The organism is Ectothiorhodospira lacustris, from assembly GCF_022227785.1.
GTDB lineage: Bacteria > Pseudomonadota > Gammaproteobacteria > Ectothiorhodospirales > Ectothiorhodospiraceae > Ectothiorhodospira > Ectothiorhodospira lacustris.
The window spans coordinates 1-16,891 of record NZ_JAJNQM010000012.1 but is presented as its reverse complement, the minus strand read 5'-3'; the positions used below and the strand labels follow the sequence as shown (position 1 = coordinate 16,891).

General features: G+C 63.5%; 15 protein-coding genes. 4 read left to right on the top strand and 11 right to left on the bottom strand.

Annotated features, from left to right (window positions below):
• Positions 1–27: 27 nt before the first annotated feature.
• Genes LQ952_RS04010 through LQ952_RS03995 form a run of 4 tightly spaced genes read right to left on the bottom strand, consistent with a single transcriptional unit; the run spans position 28 to position 2,147 of the window.
• Positions 28–576 carry a DUF3106 domain-containing protein gene (locus tag LQ952_RS04010; protein ID WP_238621372.1) on the bottom strand — a complete coding sequence of 183 codons (549 nt, stop codon included), beginning with the start codon at positions 574–576 and terminating at the stop codon, positions 28–30.
• Positions 573–959, bottom strand: coding sequence for a hypothetical protein (locus LQ952_RS04005; RefSeq protein ID WP_238621371.1), 387 nt, complete (start codon positions 957–959; stop codon positions 573–575). Before LQ952_RS04005 ends, LQ952_RS04010 begins: the two co-directional genes overlap by 4 nt.
• Entirely contained in the window at positions 956–1,561 is a 606-nt protein-coding gene (locus LQ952_RS04000; protein WP_238621370.1) for an RNA polymerase sigma factor, read from the bottom strand. The genes LQ952_RS04005 and LQ952_RS04000 overlap by 4 nt, the downstream gene beginning before the upstream one ends.
• 43 nt (positions 1,562–1,604) lie before the next feature.
• The gene (locus LQ952_RS03995; protein ID WP_238621369.1) at positions 1,605–2,147 is read right to left on the bottom strand and encodes a hypothetical protein; all 543 of its coding nucleotides are present in this window, start codon (positions 2,145–2,147) and stop codon (positions 1,605–1,607) included.
• Between the two features lie 191 nt (positions 2,148–2,338).
• Here LQ952_RS03995 and LQ952_RS03990 point away from each other — a divergent pair, with 191 nt between their 5' ends.
• A complete protein-coding gene (locus LQ952_RS03990) occupies positions 2,339–5,476 on the top strand; it encodes an ATP-binding protein (RefSeq protein WP_238621368.1) in 3,138 nt (1,045 codons plus the stop codon).
• On the opposite strand, the gene LQ952_RS03985 is transcribed toward LQ952_RS03990, so the two are convergent.
• From LQ952_RS03985 to LQ952_RS03970, 4 genes are all read right to left on the bottom strand, one after another.
• A complete protein-coding gene (locus LQ952_RS03985) occupies positions 5,431–7,134 on the bottom strand; it encodes a PAS domain-containing hybrid sensor histidine kinase/response regulator (RefSeq protein ID WP_238621367.1) in 1,704 nt (567 codons plus the stop codon). The genes LQ952_RS03990 and LQ952_RS03985 overlap by 46 nt on opposite strands.
• A 108-nt stretch (positions 7,135–7,242) precedes the next feature.
• Positions 7,243–7,710, bottom strand: coding sequence for a ribosomal protein S18-alanine N-acetyltransferase (gene rimI, locus LQ952_RS03980; RefSeq protein ID WP_238621366.1), 468 nt, complete (start codon positions 7,708–7,710; stop codon positions 7,243–7,245).
• 17 nt (positions 7,711–7,727) lie between these two features.
• Positions 7,728–8,456: a uracil-DNA glycosylase gene (locus LQ952_RS03975; protein ID WP_238621365.1), complete on the bottom strand. Its 729-nt coding sequence runs from the start codon at positions 8,454–8,456 to the stop codon at positions 7,728–7,730.
• Between the two features lie 6 nt (positions 8,457–8,462).
• Positions 8,463–10,013 (bottom strand): 2-isopropylmalate synthase, encoded by a 1,551-nt coding sequence (locus LQ952_RS03970; protein WP_238621364.1) that lies wholly within the window; start codon positions 10,011–10,013, stop codon positions 8,463–8,465.
• A 505-nt stretch (positions 10,014–10,518) separates the two neighbouring features.
• On the opposite strand from LQ952_RS03970, the gene folD reads away from it, so the two are divergent.
• Positions 10,519–11,394 carry a bifunctional methylenetetrahydrofolate dehydrogenase/methenyltetrahydrofolate cyclohydrolase FolD gene (gene folD, locus LQ952_RS03965; RefSeq protein ID WP_238621363.1) on the top strand — a complete coding sequence of 292 codons (876 nt, stop codon included), beginning with the start codon at positions 10,519–10,521 and terminating at the stop codon, positions 11,392–11,394.
• Positions 11,395–11,568: 174 nt separating this feature from the next.
• Here the strand turns inward: folD and cysS are convergent, their stop codons facing one another.
• Positions 11,569–12,951, bottom strand: coding sequence for a cysteine--tRNA ligase (gene cysS / locus LQ952_RS03960; protein ID WP_238621398.1), 1,383 nt, complete (start codon positions 12,949–12,951; stop codon positions 11,569–11,571).
• A 151-nt stretch (positions 12,952–13,102) separates the two neighbouring features.
• On the opposite strand from cysS, the gene LQ952_RS03955 reads away from it, so the two are divergent.
• Entirely contained in the window at positions 13,103–13,675 is a 573-nt protein-coding gene (locus LQ952_RS03955; RefSeq protein WP_238621397.1) for a peptidylprolyl isomerase, read from the top strand.
• A gap of 10 nt (positions 13,676–13,685) precedes the next feature.
• Entirely contained in the window at positions 13,686–14,405 is a 720-nt protein-coding gene (locus tag LQ952_RS03950) for a UDP-2,3-diacylglucosamine diphosphatase (RefSeq protein ID WP_238621362.1), read from the top strand.
• 41 nt (positions 14,406–14,446) lie between these two features.
• Here the strand turns inward: LQ952_RS03950 and LQ952_RS03945 are convergent, their stop codons facing one another.
• Complete coding sequence (locus LQ952_RS03945) at positions 14,447–15,904, bottom strand: HDOD domain-containing protein (RefSeq protein ID WP_238621361.1); 1,458 nt, start codon at positions 15,902–15,904, stop codon at positions 14,447–14,449.
• 64 nt (positions 15,905–15,968) lie between these two features.
• The coding region (locus LQ952_RS03940) for an MOFRL family protein (RefSeq protein ID WP_238621360.1) at positions 15,969–16,891 on the bottom strand (923 nt) is incomplete at its 5' end.

Genomic DNA, 16,891 nt, shown 5'->3' with positions numbered 1-16,891 from the left:
GGATGGCCCAAGGATTGCGGGGCAGATTCAGTCCCCGGACACTCTGCCCCGCTCCCGGATCGCCCGCCGCTCCTCCGGACTCATCTGCAACCAGCGCTCCCGCAGGTGCTCACGCTCCTCCGGCGACAGGCGCTGGAAGTGTTCCAGCCGTTCCCGATGCAATCGACGCTCATCCTCGGGCAGGGCCTCAAGCCGACGACGCTGGTCACGCAGCTGCCGGCGCTCCTCGGGCGACAAAGACTCAAGGCGCCGCAGATCACTACTGAAACGGTCCCGCTGTTCCGGGCTCATGTCCTGCCAGCGATCGGCGACACGCAGCAGGTGCAGGCGACGACGCGGGGACAGATCATCCCATTGCTCCGCCAACGGCGCCAGTACGGCGCGTTCGGCTCGGCTCAGTGCCGACCACTCCGGCGCGGATTCGGCCACCGGCGCCATCATGCGCTCGCCGCGCCCGGGATCTCCCGGCCCCCGCTCAGGAAAAGGACCCAGGCCTCGCTCGGGCGGCGCCCCCGGGGCCACGCCCGGCAGACACAACAGCAACGCCACCATCAATCCAGGCAGATACCGACTCATCCCATCTCCTCCATCACCCATTGCAGAAACGCCGGATCATCCATCCAGAAACCCTCATCCAGCTCCAGCACCCATTCGATGTCATCCAACTCCGCCAGGACCACCGGTAAGGGCGGGTGCTGCATGGTCTCCAGATTGAACACCATCACCACCGCCAGCATCACCGAAGCCGCCGCCGCAAGGCCCCCCAACGGCATCCACCCGCGCCTCTTTCCACTCCCCGACACCGGCCGGGGCCGTGCCGCGGCACCCGCCTTTGCAAAGGCTTCCCGGCGGGCACTTTGCAGACGCATCGCCTCCTGCAGGGACAGGCCGGCCTGCCGGTCAAGGGTCCGGCGGGCCTGGGCCAACCACGGTTCCATCTCGCGATCTTCGGGACTCATCGGTAGGCCTCCAGGTGCTGTCGCAAAGTCTGCAGGGCGCGGTGCAGATGGGTCTTCACACTGCCCTCGCTGACGCCCAGGGCCGCCGCCGTGGCGGCGGTATCAAGCCCCTCCCAGTGACGCAGCAGGAAGGCCTGCTGCTGGCGAAGGGGTAGTTGTCTCAGGGCCGATTCCAGGTCCACGGCAAAACGGCCATCCTCCAGGGATCGATCGGGCTCGGGCGTGAAGGTATCCGGCAGTGTCAGCATGGGGTCCTCCTGGGGTTCATCCCCGAGACCCAGTACGGCCATCACCCGCTGCCGGACGCGCCGACGTCGGTAAACATCCCGGATCCGGGTCTGCAGGATGCGCCAAAACAGGGGTTCCCAAGCTTCTGCCGGCCGGTCGCGATAACGGGAGATCAGCGCGGTCATGGCATCCTGCACCACGTCCAGCGCTGCCTCCCGATCGCCCAGGGCCAGGGCCGCCATCCGCACTCCGCGCCCCTGCACCTGTGCCAGGAATTGATCCAGGGTCGCGGGTGATGCCGCCTCGGCGGGCGTGGCGGCATGCACCTCGGCATCATCCACACACACCTCCGTTCGCAAGGCAAGACCTGGCATCACAGTGACTCCGGCTCGGCATCAAGGCTCCTTGTCATGGTATTCAGCCGCGTTGCCGTTCGAACCAGGCGCGGCGTTCATCCGGTGTCATGTCCCGCAATCTTTCCCGCAGTTCAAGACGTTCCTGCGGGTCCAGGCTGCGCATTTGTTCACGCATGCTGCGCATATTATCCCGCATTGACTGGCGTTCTTCCGGGCTCATGGCCTCCCAAGCCGCGCGCCGCTCTTCACGCTGGGCACGAAACGCCTGTCGTTCTTCATCCGTCATCCGGGGACCCTCGGCCTTGTCTTGCCTGGATTCAGCCCGGCGATCCTCTCGCCACGAACGTTCCCCGGGCTTGCCTTCCGCCGTTGTCAGGTACTGTTCACGACGCTCGGCACGGGTGGCCTGCATACCCTCGCGGCAGGCAGCCCTGACTTCGCCCGTCAGATCCCGGCAGGCCTGCCGGGGCGCATTATCCCGGTCCACGGCGCCGGGACTACCCGCAACAGCCAGGCCCCCCAGAGACAGGGACAGGACAACGGCGCCGGCCAACATGGAAGCGCCCAGGGCGCGGCGGGGGAAGTGCGGTTGGGATGGTTTCATGATCGTCTCCTGGTTATGCCGGCCTCATCATCCGGCCTTCAACCCGCAATACGCACGGCCCGGACATCGGTTGACCCGGCATGACAACAACAATCAACCCCATAGGCAGAGATGACTGCAGCCATATCCGTGAATTGATAGAATCCATCCGGATCGCTCCCTACCCGTCCCATCATTTGCATGAAGGCGCCATGCCTGAAGATACACTCCCCCAATCATCAGATACGCGCGCACGCGCGGCCAAGGCCGTCAAGGAGGGAGATATCGAACTGGTTCAGCAACTCATGGAAGAAAACCGGCTCGACCTACCCGGGCTGCTGGAGACCTTGCGGGTCTACCAGAGCGAGCTGGAACTGCAGAACCGAGAGCTGAGAGAGTCCCAGAACCTGAACCAGCGGCTGCTGGATAATTACGCCGCGTTCCTGGGCGGCCTGCCCATCGCCGCCCTGGTGGTGGATCGCTACGGCCTCGTCCTCCAGGCCAACCCGGCGGCCGAAGCACGTTTTGATTTCAGACTGCACTCAAGCCGCCACGTCTTGCTGCGACGCCTGGTCCATCCCGAGGATGAAACAAAGTTCAACCAGACCCTGCTGCAGGCGCAGGCCGAGGGCCATGCCAGCGCGCATCAGATCACGCTGCTGTCCGGGCGGGGACGAGGCAAACCGTTTCCGGCGGAATTGCATATCGCCCGTCTCCCGGGACGAGAGGATGGCCCCTGCGAGTTTTCCTGTGCCGTCGTGGATCTCACCGAACAGGCGCGCCACGAGGAGGCGCTGCGTATCGCCCATGAACAGCTCCGTGAACAGGAGATCTGCTACCGCATCGCCGCCGATCACTCCCCCGACTGGGATTACTGGTTCCACCCGGAAGGCAGGTACGTCTATGTCTCTCCCGGATGTCAGGACATCAGCGGTTATCCCCCCAAAGCCTTCAAAGATGATCCGCTGCTCATGGAGCGCCTGCTCATCCCCGAGCATGTCGAGCATTGGCAAAGACACCTGCAGGAAGTGAAGGAAGGCTCTGAAAGCCCGCATGTGTGCATGGAGTTCAGCATTCGCCGTGCCGATGGGGAACTACGGCACATTGAGCACCAATGTCTAGGCATCGTGGACAGGGATGGCAGGTATCTGGGACGACGGGGCGTCAATCGTGACATTACGGCCCGCAGGAAGGCTGAAACCCAGGTGGCCCATCTCACCCGGCTCTACAGCACCCGCACCGCCGTCAATCAGGCCATCACCCGCCTCGAAGATGAAGTACGCCTGCTGAAAACCACGGCACGTGTTGCGGTGAAACAGGGAGGCTTCAGCGCCTGCATTTTCACCACAAAGGCACGCCCGGGGCAGCCGTCAAGGATATGGGCCTCCCACGGCCTGTCATCAGCACAGTTGGCCGTTATCCCGACAGACGCGCTCTGGGAGTCCATCCGGAAGCACACCTGGACCTTCATCAACGAGCACCCCCTGATCTGCAGCAACTGCAACCACCCCGATATCCACGTGCCCGCCCGGTGGCGATCATGGGCCATTAACGAGCAAATCCAAAGCTGCGGACATTTCCCCCTCTTCGTCGGTGACGAATTGGTGGCCGTTGCCAGTTTCCTTGCCGCCGAGCCCGACCACTTCACGCCCCAGGTCATCGACCTGCTCAAAGGCGTCATGGAGGATCTGTCCCATGCCCTGAGGCAAATGGCCCGGGAGCGGCAACGCAAGGCCAAGGAAGCGGAATTTCAAAAACAGGAGAGCGAGACCCGGGCCTTCACTCAGGCCATCATCGACTCCCTCATCGCCAACATCTGCGTGCTGGATGCATCGGGAACCATTGTCGCCGTCAATCGCTCCTGGCGGGAATACGGCCGCAAGGGACAGGCCCGGGAAGAGCGGGTGTCCCAGGGCGTCAACTATCTTGAGGTCTGCGACCGGGCAGCCGCGCAGGGTGATGAGGATGCGCGCCGCATCGTGGAAGGTATCCGCCGTGTCATCGCCGGAGACCTTGAGGTCTACGAAGATGAATACCGCCTTGATCCACAGACCCACATGATCCGGGTCACCCCCCTGGACAACACCTCGGTGCGACAGCGTCATCTGGTGATCAGTCATCAGGATATCAGCGATATCAAGCGCAACGAGGTCGCCCTGGTGGTGGCCAAGGAAGAGGCCGAGCGGGCCAACCGGGCCAAGTCCGAGTTCCTCTCCAGCATGAGCCACGAGCTTCGCACCCCCATGAACGCGGTGCTGGGATTTGCCCAGCTCATGGAAATCGATCTGACGCTGAATCAGGAGCAACAGGAATACGTTCAGGAAATACTCCGGGGCGGCCGGCACCTGCTGCAACTGATCAACCAGGTACTGGACCTGGCCACCGTGGAGTCGGGCCGCATCGAGCTGTCACTGGAAAACGTCCCCCTGCGGGAACTCATGGACGAATGCATCATGCTGGTACGTCCCCTGGCCCAGGAACGCCAGATCCGCATCCACAGCCGCTGCCCACCCTACTGCGTGGCCCTTGCCGACCGCATGCGCCTGAAGCAGATCCTGATCAATCTGCTCTCCAACGGCATCAAGTACAACCGCCATGCCGGCCTGCTGGAAATCAGCGGTGAAGATCAGCCGCAAGGGGGGGGCGTCACCATCAGTGTCACGGATACCGGCCGCGGTATCGCCCCTGACCGCCTGGCGGAACTGTTCGAACCCTTCAACCGGCTGGACGCGAATGCGCTGGAGACCGAAGGGACAGGCATCGGGCTCGCCATTTCCCGGCGTCTGGCCGAGGTCATGGGCGGCAGTATCGACGTGGACAGCCGGACGGACACGGGCAGCACCTTTCGGGTGCACCTGCCGCGGGGGGAGTGGATCGACGACAGCACCCTGCTACCCCACCAGGATGGCCCGATGAGCCGGGACCCGGCCCGACAGCAACCACCGCGCACCATCCTGCATATCGATGACAATCCGGCCAATATCCGGCTGGTCGCACAGATCCTCCGGCGTCGCGGTCACCTGCGGCTGCTCAACTCACCCAACCCCAGATTCGGCCTGGAACTGGCCGGTGCGCACCAGCCTGACCTGATCCTGCTGGACATCAACATGCCCGACCTGGACGGCTACCAGGTCCTCAGAAGACTGCGGGCCAACCCTGCCACGGCCGGCATACCCGTCATGGCATTGACCGCCTTTGCCACTCACAGGGACATGGAGCGAGGTCGTTCGGAAGGTTTCAATGCCTATCTCACCAAGCCCCTTGATGTACCCCAGTTCCTGCAGATCCTGGAAAAGCTGCTGGCTCAGGCCACAGGCGACGCACCCTTGCCCGCGCCCCCCCGGCACTGACCGAAGGCCGACAGCAGTTCATCCAGGACTTCCAGCCGGAAAGGCTTCTCGATATAGGTGTAAAAACCCCGCTCCAGGGCCTCGGTGACCCGCAACTCCCCGGCATCGGCACTGACGGCCACCACGGGGATGCCCGCCGTGCCCCTGTCCGCCCGCAGCCGTCGCAACACCTCGAAGCCATGGATGTCGGGCAGACCAAGATCCAGCAGGATCAGGCCCGGCCGTTCGGCGCCCGCCCGCGCCAGACCGGACTGCCCATCCACCGCCTCCAACAGCCGAATCCCGGGGCGGTGGACCAGCATGCGGCGCACCAGACGCAGGTTGGCCGGGTTGTCCTCCACATAGAGCACTTTGAGCACCCGCGTACAGCCTGATACATCACGGTCGTCCTGTAATCCGACCTCTTCCTCACTCCCGGCGAAGCCGAGAGGCGCATCCTTCAGGGCAGGCTCATCAGTGGATGCCCGCAGCAGGTCCAGAGTAAAGACGCTGCCCTGATCCGGTGCGCTCTCCACACGGATCTCGCCCCCCATCATCTGCATCAGACGCAGGGACAGGGACAGACCAATCCCAATACCGTCCTCGGAGCAAACCTCACGACTCATGCGCACGAACGGCCGGAACAGGTTGGCGATCTGTTCCGGAGTCATGCCCAGACCGTCATCCTCGACGCTGATCAGTAGCCGTTCCCGTTGCCGGGCAACGGAGACCCGTACCGTCCCCCCGGGATGATTGTACTTGATGGCATTGGAGAGCAGATTGATCAGTACCTGGCGCAATCGGGTAGGGTCGGCACGAACCAGCCATTCCGGCCCTGAAACAACGGTCACCGTGATTTCCTTGGCCTGGGCCGCCTGCCGCAGGGTAGCCACACACTCCTGAATGACGGCATCCACGCTGACGGAGTCCGCCTGCACATGCAGACGTCCGCTTTCCAGCATGGAGAGGTCCAGAATATCGTTGATCAGGGCCAGCAGATGCCAGCCGGCCCGCAGGATCTCGCCAATCGGCTCGCTCACGGCAGGATCTTCGGCGTGCTCGTGTTCCAGAATCTGGCTGAAACCCAGAATGGCATTGAGCGGGGTACGTAGCTCGTGGCTCATGTGGGACAGGAATTCGTTCTTGGCCCGATTGGCCCGCTCCGCCTCGTCCCGCGCCTTGGCAAGACGGTATTCATCCCGCTTGCGCCGGGTGATATCCAGTGCCTTCATGCAGGCGGCATAGGCCAGCCCCTTCTCATCCCGCAGGGCAAAATGCTGCGCCAGCAAGATCACTTCACCTGTCTCGAGACTCAGGTGGTGCTCCCGCTCCACCACGTCGTCCCGGCACATGGCTTCATGATCCGCCTGTCGGAACAGCCGTGCCACGGCATCAGGCAGGCATTGTTCGTCCACATGCCCGACCACCTGGTCCAGCGCCACACCCAGGCCGACCAGGAAACGATGACTCACCATCTGGTAGGAACCGGCCCGGTCCTTGACGTAGGCCCACAGGGGGGACTTGTCCATGATCTGCCTCAGCCGGGACTCGCTCTCCCGCAGGCCTCGGTGAACCCCGAGCATCTCTGCATTGTCCTGCAGTTCCTGATTGACGATGGATAGCTCCTCAGTCGGGACGGGAGGTGATGCCGAGGTCACTGGATATGCTTCGCGTTCCATAAAGATATCAAGAGTCCTGTCGACAATGACTACTGATGCCATCACTACTGATGCTATAGGCTTATGCCTGGATTTCCAAGCAGCGGGCAGTAAGAGTCATGGTGCTGGCTACAGTTGCATGGCCAGGACCAAGGCATCTTCCCGGCCTCGGCCGGCGGGGTAATATCGCTTGCGGATACCCACTTCATTGAATCCCAGAGTACGGTAGAGACCAACCGCAGGGGTGTTGGATGGGCGCACTTCCAGAAAAACCGTCTCGGCCTGACGCTCTCTGGCGATATTCAGCATGGCATTGAGCAAGTGACGCCCGAACCCCTGACCCTGGCATTCGGGGCGAATGGTGAGATTGAGTACATGGCACTCACCCACCCCCAGGGACATCACTCCGTAGCCGATCAGTTCGCCGCCGTCCCCGGACGTCAGAACCCAGCAGGAATACCCCACCCGCAGACAGTCACGAAAGATCCCTTCCGACCAGCAAAAGTCATAGGCCCTGGGCTCAACCTCCATGACGGCCTGAAGGTCATCGGCACGCATGGGGCGAAGCTGCAATGGAATGGCGATCACGGCGTCCATGGGAGGGATGATTGCCGCTATGCGACCGGTTTATCAGGCGACCTGATCATCAAGCGGCGGGCCACGCACAGATCCTCCCAGGCCTTGCGCTTGTCCAAGGGTTTTCTCAGCAGATAGGCCGGGTGATAGGTGACCACCACAGGGATGCCCTGGTAATCCCGGGGCCGTCCACGCAGGCTCCCCAGGGCCGCATCCGTATCCAGCAGATTCTGCGCCGCAATACGTCCCAGGGCAACGATGACCCGGGGTCGGATCAGGGCAATCTGGCCATCCAGAAAGGCCCGACAGGCCCGGGCCTCTTCCGGCTTCGGATCACGATTGCCGGGCGGACGGCACTTGAGGATATTGGCGATGTAGACGCCCTCCCCCCGCGCCAGACCCAGGGCGGCCAGCATGCTGTCCAGCAGCTTGCCGGCCCGGCCCACGAAGGGCTCGCCACGGCGGTCCTCGTCCACCCCCGGGGCCTCGCCGATAAACAACCAGGGGGCCTGGCGATCGCCGACCCCGAAGACGGTCCGGGTGCGGCTTGCCGCCAGTTCGGTGCAGCGGGTACAGGTTTCGACCTGCCGTGTCAGGGTTTCCCAGTCAGGTACCCTGTCGCCCAGGGAGTCGGCCTGCCGGGGAACGGGTGCTGCTTTCGCGGCCGAGGGCCGCTCCCACGCAGGTGTTTCCACACAGGGGGCACGGGGCACCCACTGCGGGATGCCCATGGCCTCAAGATAACGACGCCGCAAGCCCTCTTCCATGCCGGATCAGACGTCGCCGCGCTGGGGATGGGCACGACGATCCGGCATCACCAGACGGTTCAGGGCATTGAGATAGGCCTTGGCGGAGGCGATCACGATGTCCGTATCCGCCCCCTGGCCATTGACGATGCGCCCACCTCTTTCCAGCCGGACCGTCACCTCGCCCTGGGCATCGGTGCCGCTGGTGATGTTGTTCACCGAGTAGAGCAGCAACTGTGTGCCGCTGGGCACAATGGTCTCGATGGCCTTGAAGGCTGCATCCACCGGGCCGCTGCCCTCGGCCCGGCCGCTGCGCTCGGCGCCGTCCACACTGAGGGTGACATTGGCCACCGGCGTCTCCCCCGTCTCGGAGCAGACCCGCATGGATACCAGTTTGAGCTGCTCGCTGTCCATGGCCATGGTGGCCTCCGATACCAGGGCCTGAAGGTCCTCATCGAAGATCTCATGCTTCTTGTCCGCCAGTTCCTTGAAGCGGGCAAAGGCCTCGTTCAGTTCCTCCTCGGCCGTGAACTCGATCCCCAGATCCTTGAGGCGGGTGCGGAAGGCATTGCGACCGGAATGCTTGCCCAGCACGATACGGTTTTCCGACCACCCCACATCCTGCGCCCGCATGATCTCATAGGTATCCCGATGCTTGAGCACCCCGTCCTGATGGATGCCGGACTCATGAGCAAAGGCGTTGACACCCACGATGGCCTTGTTGGGCTGCACCGGGAAGCCGGTGATGCTGGACACCAGGCGGGAGCAGGGCACGATATGGGTGGTATCCAGGGTGGTGTCGCAGGGGAAGACATCCTGACGGGTTCGCACCGCCATGACGATCTCCTCCAGGGCTGCGTTGCCCGCCCGTTCACCCAGACCGTTGATGGTGCACTCCACCTGGCGGGCGCCGTTGAGCACGGCGGCCAGGGAGTTGGCCACGGCCACGCCCAGGTCATTGTGACAATGGACCGAGAACACGGCCTTGTCCGAATTGGGCACCCGCTCGATGAGATTCTTCATCAACTCGCCGAACTGCTGGGGGATGTTGTAACCCACGGTGTCGGGGATGTTGATGGTCCTGGCACCGGCGTCGATCACCGCCTCGATCACCCGGCAGAGGAAATCCAGTTCGGAACGGCCGGCGTCCTCAGGGGAGAATTCCACGTTATCGGTCCACTGCCGAGCCCGCTTGACGGCGGCCACCGCCTGAGTAAGCACCTCGTCGGGGGACATCTTCAGCTTGTACTGCATGTGAATGGGCGAGGTGGCGAGGAAGGTGTGGATGCGGGCGGAATTGGCCTCTTTGAGGGCCTCACCGGCACGATCAATGTCCACATCCTTGGCTCGGGCCAGGCCGCAGACGGTGCTGTCCTGCACGGCACGGGCCACTGCACGCACGGACTCGAAGTCACCGGGGCTGGCGGCGGGGAAACCGGCCTCGATGATGTCCACCCGCATCTTTTCCAGGGCCTTGGCGATACGGACCTTTTCTTCCCGGGTCATGGAGGCGCCGGGGCTCTGCTCGCCGTCGCGCAAGGTGGTATCGAAGATGAAGAGTTTGTCTTTGCCTGCCATTGTCTCTGACCTCTGCCACCGGAGGGATCCGGTCGCTTGCTCTCTGGGGAAATTCTACATGACCCGCACCCGGCCTGGGGCGGATGTCATGGGATCAACGGACGCGTTTGGCCTCGCCAGGCATGAGAGAGTGTGCCGCTAGCGCGGCAGTCGCAGCAGGGATAGCAGACGGGCAATGCGGGACGCACGCATCCGGATACCGCACCTTGAGGGCGGGCCCTGGATGAAACCATGCTGTGCGAGCAGATTGGTCATGGAGGCCTGATTTCTGGACTTGGTCTTGACTCTAACAAAGCCCGCCCCAGGATGCAAAGCCTGCTGCAACCTTCAACCAGCGCGCGCCTGCATTGAACCACGGTTCGCTCCGAGGGCCGTGCCCCCCCGGTGGGGCCCGGCCTGCCGGCAAAATCCACCGTTGGCCACGGACGATTGGACGATCAGGAGATTCAATGGGAAAATACCGCCCATTCCAAAGACACCCGCCCCCTCTGTCAGGACCTCGCCCATGCCCGCCCGACTCATCGATGGCCGCGCCATTGCACAGACCGTTCAACAGGAAGTCCGCCAGGCAGTGCAGGCCCGCCTTGCCTCGGGCAAGCGGGCGCCCGGACTGGCCGTGGTGCTGGTGGGAGACGACCCGGCGTCCCATGTCTATGTCCGCAACAAGCGCCGCACCTGCGAAGCCATCGGCATGGAGTCTCGCTCCGTGGACCTGCCGGACAATGTCTCCCTGGGGGACTTGCTGGATGTGATCGACGAGCTCAACGCCGATCCCTCCGTGGACGGCATCCTGGTCCAGCAGCCGCTGCCCAGGCACATCGACACCGAGCAGGTGGTGGAGCGGATGGACCCGGCCAAGGACGTGGACGGATTTCATCCCTACAACATGGGTCGACTGGCCTTGCGCCTGCCCCGGCTGCGTCCGTGTACTCCCTATGGCGTGCTGCGACTGCTGGAAACCACGGGGGAAACCTACAAGGGACGCCATGCGGTGATCGTCGGCGCCTCCAACATCGTGGGTCGGCCCATGGCCCTGGAACTGATGCTGGCGGGTGCCACGGTCACGATCTGCCATCGTTTCAGCACCGACACCCCGCAGCATGTGGGGCGTGCGGACATCGTGGTGGCCGCCGCAGGCAAGCCGGGACTGGTGCGCGGGGACTGGATCAAACCGGGGGCTACCGTGATCGACGTGGGCATCAATCGGCTGGAGGACGGCAGTCTGGCGGGAGACGTGGAATTCGAGGCGGCAGCGGAACGGGCCGCCTGGATCACCCCGGTGCCCGGCGGCGTGGGGCCGATGACCGTGGCGATGCTGATGAAGAATACCCTGCAAGCCTGCGAGGATGCGGAGCGGGTGGCCAGCTGCTTTTTGCCGTAGGCCTCTTTCCTCGCTGGCTTTCCCCCCTCACCCCAACCCCTCTCCCACAAGGGGAGAGGGGCTTGAAAGCTTGCCTTTGCCTCAACCCCAGGGCTTGGAAGCCTCCCTTCTCCCCTCGGGGGAGAAGGGCCGGGGATGAGGGGGATGCCCCACCCCACCGCCGGGGCTATTCCCTCAGCCGCGCCGCCAGGTGGTGCCGCCCGGACCATCCTCCAGCACGACGCCCTGCCCCTTGAGGGTATCCCGAATCCGGTCCGCCTCGGCAAAGTCCTTGCGCCGACGCGCCTCCAGCCGGGCCTCGATCAAGGTCTGGATCTCGGCCTCGTCCGGCCCCTGGCCGTCCCCCCCCTGTAGGTAGGCATCCGGGTCCGCCCCCAGAATCCCCAGCGCACCCCCCAGTTCCCTGAGCACCCCGGCCAGACGGCCGGCCGCTTCCGGTTCAGCCTCCCGCAGACGATTCACCTCATGAGCGATGTCGAACAGCACCGCCAGCGCCACCGGCGTGTTGAAGTCATCCTGCATGGCGGCATCGAATCGTGCACGGAACCGAGTCCCCTCCCCTTCCGGCGGCAGGAGATTGATCCCACGCATCGCCGTATACAACCGGTTCAGGGCGGCACGGGCATTGTTGAGCGGCTCGTCACTGTAATTGAGCGGACTGCGATAGTGGCTACCCAGGATGAAATACCGCACTTCCTCAGGCTGATAATGTTCCAGCACCTGGCGCACGGTGAAGAAGTTGCCCAGGGACTTGGACATCTTCTCCTCATTCACCCGCACAAACCCGTTGTGCATCCAGTAATTCACATAATGCTCGCAGGAGGCCGCCTCGCTCTGGGCGATCTCGTTCTCATGGTGGGGAAACTGCAGGTCCTGGCCGCCCCCATGGATGTCGAAATGATGTCCCAGGTAATGGGTGGACATGGCCGAGCATTCAATATGCCAGCCGGGACGCCCCGGCCCCCAGGGGGAATCCCAGGCCGGCTCACCCGGCTTGGCCGCCTTCCAGAGCACGAAATCCAGCGGATCCCGCTTGGACTCGTCCGGGGCCACCCGTTCGCCGGCCCTCAGGTCCTCAATCCGTTTGCCCGACAACTTGCCATAGCCCTCGAACAGGGGGACGCTGTAGTACACGTCCCGGTTGTCCCCCACATAGGCATAGCCTCGCTTGAGCAAGGTATCGATCAGGTGCAGGATGTCGTGGATATGAGCGGTGGCCCTGGGCTCGAAGCTGGGCCGCGCCACCCCCAGGGCATCGGCATCCTCGTGCATGGCCTGGATAAAACGGTCGGTCAGGGCCTCGATGGATTCACCGTTTTCCGCCGCCCGGCGGATGATCTTGTCATCGATGTCGGTGATGTTGCGCACATAGGTCACCTCGTAGCCCAGGGCCTTGAGGTAGCGGTAAACCACATCGAACACCACCAGCACCCGGGCATGACCCAGATGACAGTAGTCGTACACCGTCATGCCGCAGACATACATGCGCACCTTGCCGGGTTCCATGGACTGGAACGGGTCCTTGCGGCGGGTGAGGGTGTTGTAGATATGGAGCATCGAGGATTCTTCGGTCTGGTTCATCAGTAGCAGGATCTTATCAAGCCAGGGGGTACGGGGCCATCACCCCGGACTTTGCCCGCCCACGCCTCAGCGGCTATCATCGCAGCTCGTCAACCGTATCACCGACGGACATCCACCAATGAAATCAATGATTCGACAGCTTGCCCTTTGCCTCACCCTGCTGTCTGCAACCACGGGAACTCAAGTCATGGCCGAAAACACTGCCCCCAGGGTCACCCTCGAGACCAACAAAGGCACCATCGTCCTTGAACTCTACGCCGACAAGGCCCCCGAGACCGTCGCCAACTTCCTGGCCTACGCCGGCGAAGGCTTTTATGACGGCACCATCTTCCACCGGGTGATTCCCGGCTTCATGGTCCAGGGTGGCGGGTTCACCCAGGACATGCAGCAAAAACCCACCAAGGACCCGATTCGCAACGAGGCCAACAACGGCCTGAGCAACGAAGTGGGTACCGTGGCCATGGCCCGCACCCCGAATCCTCACTCCGCCACGGCCCAGTTTTTCATCAATGTCCAGCACAACCGTTTTCTGGACTTCACCGCCGAGACCCCCCAGGGCTGGGGCTACGCCGTGTTCGGCAAGGTGGTGGAAGGCATGGACGTGGTGGAAAGCATCGTTGGTGTGAGCACCGGCAACCACGGCATGCATCAGGATGTTCCCCGTGAACCCGTCATCATGACCCGCGTCAGCGCAGAGTGATTTCACGGCTGTGAGCGAGACGCTATTCATATCGGATCTGCATCTGGACAAGGAACGTCCACACAGCCTTCGACTCTTCGAGCGCTTCCTGCAAACCCGTGTCCCCGGTGCGGACGCCCTCTATATCCTGGGTGACCTGTTTGAGTACTGGGTCGGAGACGACGATCCAGCCCCTCACCTGGACCGGGCCTTCGACCTGCTCAGCGCCCTCAGCGAGCAGGGCATGTCCCTGTTCTTCGTTCACGGCAACCGTGATTTCCTGGTAGGTGAGACCTTTGCCCGGCGCTGCGGCTGCCAGCTGCTGGAGACGGAGACCGTGGTGGAACTCTACGGCACGGCCGCCCTGATCATGCACGGCGACAGTCTGTGCACGGACGACGTGGACTACATGGCCTTTCGCACCCTGGTCCGCGACCCGCAGTGGCAGGCCGCGTTTCTCGCCCGCCCCCTGGACCGGCGCCACGCCGAGGCGGAGGCGGCCCGCGCCCGGAGCCGTTCGTCCACCCGCAACAAGTCCGCCGAGATCACCGACGTGAATGCCCGGGCCGTGACGGACGCCCTGCGCCGCCATGGTGTCCAGACCCTGATTCACGGCCACACCCACCGCCCCGCCATCCATGACCTCACCGTGGCAGGACGCCCCGCCCGGCGCATCGTCCTGCCCGACTGGTACGACACCGGGGGACTGCTGGTGTGCCGCCCGGATGGGATGTCCCTGGAAAACCTCTGAGCCGATCCGTGGGAGACGCCGTCCCGCCGGTGAACCGAGGGCTATCGCTCCTGCAGACGGTACAGGGACAGGCCGATGTTGGCCTGCTGAACGAAATGCCGGAAGGCGCGAAAATCCTCCTCGGTCAGCGGCATCCCGGTATAAGCACGATCACAGTAGATGAGCCCGATGGGCTTGCCCTCGGAATAAATGGACATGAGAAAACAGGGATGCCGGCCCACCACCGCCACATCGTGGGCGGTGTGCAGGCGGCTGTCGTGGCCGGTGATCCAGTACCCCTCACGGCTATAGAGGGCCTGATGGAACAGATTGGGCGGTGACTGACTCAGCGGGAAGGAAATCGCCCGCGAAGGATCATTCCTGCGCCAGCCCAGCGCCACCTTCTCCCGCAACAGGCCCCTGTCCGTGGACAGCATCGTGAAAATGGTCCGGTCCATACCGATGCCACGCTGTATACCCTCCAGGATCATCTCCAGCAGGCAACTGATGTCCAGCTTGCCGCCGCTGAGCATCCCCGAAATCTCCTGCAGGATCTGAAACTGTAACTCCTTCCGGTCCGGCACCGCGATGGCCGCGGATTCTTCCTCCGCATCCAGTTGCCGCGCCTTGTGCTGAATCAGCTCGGCTGCCTCCACGGCACCAAACTGACGCGCAATGCGGGCAGCGGCATCGGTATTGGCCCGCAGGCCTTGCTTGACCTCATCCCGTGTCTGACCCGTGATCTCACCAATCCGGTCCAGACAGGCATTATAGGGCTGCGATCCGGTCGTCTCCTTCAGGATGACGACCACCTCACAACCCAGGTTGACGATTCGCATCCGGGGGTCGAAGACCTTCGGACTCTTGCGAATGGCCTCTTCGATCAGGCCTTTCAGGTTCCAGCTCTTGCACAGAGATACATCCAACTCCGCCAGCCGGAACCCCAGCACCTGGCGCTCCGCCGCATCCTGGGGAATATGGCCCTCTTGCAGCAGGCCTTCCAGACGCTCGCCTTGATCCCGACAGAAACACCAAAAGGCGATACGGCCGATGTTCTGCAGCAAGGCCGCAATGAACACTTCCTCGGGATGGGCATCTCCGGCGGCAATGGCGATTGCTTTGGCGTGAACCGCGGCATGAATGGCCTGCGCGATCTCCTCGTGGGCCCGGCGCTTGTTCCTCGGGGAGAGGATGGCCTCAAAAAACGAGCAGGCCAGTACCAACTCACGGATGACGTCGATCCCCAGGATGACGATGGCGCGACTGACCGTGACGATCTTCTTGCGATAGGGGTTGTAATAGAGGCTGTTGCTCAGCTTCAGTAGCTTGGCCGTCAGGTTGGGGTCCTGAAGTATCGCGGTGGCCAGATCCATGGCACCCTTGCGCTCGTCTCCGATGATGTCATGGATGGTCTGAACGGTACTGGAGAAGATCGGCATCTCCTGTTCCCGCAGCATGTGTGTCCAGTCCTCCAGCGTGGTGGGGTCTGCAGCAGGGGGAACAGCGAGGTTATTATTCATGCGGCATCAGGTCATGGCAGGGGGATGCGCAACGGCACGGAAGAGCAGCCGCTGCATGTCTTCGTCAAGAATCCGTCCAAGATTGCCTGATACCGATCATCAGGTCCATCACATTGGTCCCGGTCGGCCCCGTGGTCACCAGATCACCACAGGCCTTGAGCAGCGCGTGGGCGTTGGCACCGGCCAGGGCCTGCTCCAGGTCCAGCCCCAGGGCGCGGGCACGGGCCACCGTCCCGGCATCCACCAGGGCACCGGCCGCCTGGGTGTTGCCGTCGGAACCATCGGTACCGGCGGCCAGCAAAGTCACGCCGGGATGCCCCTCCAGCACCCGGGCCGCCGCCAGGGCCAGATGCTGGTTGCGCCCACCCTGTCCCGGATCGGCCGGCAGGGTGACCGTGGTCTCGCCACCCCAGATATGGATGCCCGGCGGCCCGGCCAGTAGTTCCCGGGCCAGGCGCTCGCCACAGACCGCAGCCTCTCCGCAGAGGAACTCCCCATGCAATGTCACGTCCATGCCGCAACGTTCGGCTGCGGCCGCGGCACCCTGACAGGCATCCCGCAAGGTGGCGATCACATGGACAGGGACGGGGACCACCGGGGCATCGGCGCAATCCGGCACCCGGGCCGCCATCGAGGTCACCCACTCACGGATGCCCGACGGCAGCTCGGGCAGAGGGCGCAGCACCGAAGGCGGCACCAGCAGACCGGAGCCGATCACCGCCGGATCATCCCCCGGCACATCCGAGATCAGATAGGCCTCGGTACGCCGCTGCCCCAGTCGGCTTCGCAGGCGCCCGCCCTTGATGCAGGAAATCGCCGTGCGCACCCGGTTCATGGCCACGATATCCAGACCGGAGCCCAGCAACCAACCGTTGATGCGCTGCAGTTCTCCCAGCCCTGCCCCCGGCGGCAGAACCTCCACCAAACTGGAGGCACCACCGCTGATGAGAAATACCAGATGTCCCTGCTCGGGGGTCAGCCGGATGA

Coding starts and splice junctions, on each gene's coding strand:
- LQ952_RS04010 (WP_238621372.1), bottom strand. CDS start 576: ATGAGTCGGTATCTGCCTGGATTGATGGTGGCGTTGCTGTTGTGTCTG.
- LQ952_RS04005 (WP_238621371.1), bottom strand. CDS start 959: ATGAGTCCCGAAGATCGCGAGATGGAACCGTGGTTGGCCCAGGCCCGC.
- LQ952_RS04000 (WP_238621370.1), bottom strand. CDS start 1,561: ATGCCAGGTCTTGCCTTGCGAACGGAGGTGTGTGTGGATGATGCCGAG.
- LQ952_RS03995 (WP_238621369.1), bottom strand. CDS start 2,147: ATGAAACCATCCCAACCGCACTTCCCCCGCCGCGCCCTGGGCGCTTCC.
- LQ952_RS03990 (WP_238621368.1), top strand. CDS start 2,339: ATGCCTGAAGATACACTCCCCCAATCATCAGATACGCGCGCACGCGCG.
- LQ952_RS03985 (WP_238621367.1), bottom strand. CDS start 7,134: ATGGAACGCGAAGCATATCCAGTGACCTCGGCATCACCTCCCGTCCCG.
- rimI (WP_238621366.1), bottom strand. CDS start 7,710: ATGGACGCCGTGATCGCCATTCCATTGCAGCTTCGCCCCATGCGTGCC.
- LQ952_RS03975 (WP_238621365.1), bottom strand. CDS start 8,456: ATGGAAGAGGGCTTGCGGCGTCGTTATCTTGAGGCCATGGGCATCCCG.
- LQ952_RS03970 (WP_238621364.1), bottom strand. CDS start 10,013: ATGGCAGGCAAAGACAAACTCTTCATCTTCGATACCACCTTGCGCGAC.
- folD (WP_238621363.1), top strand. CDS start 10,519: ATGCCCGCCCGACTCATCGATGGCCGCGCCATTGCACAGACCGTTCAA.
- cysS (WP_238621398.1), bottom strand. CDS start 12,951: ATGCTCCATATCTACAACACCCTCACCCGCCGCAAGGACCCGTTCCAG.
- LQ952_RS03955 (WP_238621397.1), top strand. CDS start 13,103: ATGATTCGACAGCTTGCCCTTTGCCTCACCCTGCTGTCTGCAACCACG.
- LQ952_RS03945 (WP_238621361.1), bottom strand. CDS start 15,904: ATGAATAATAACCTCGCTGTTCCCCCTGCTGCAGACCCCACCACGCTG.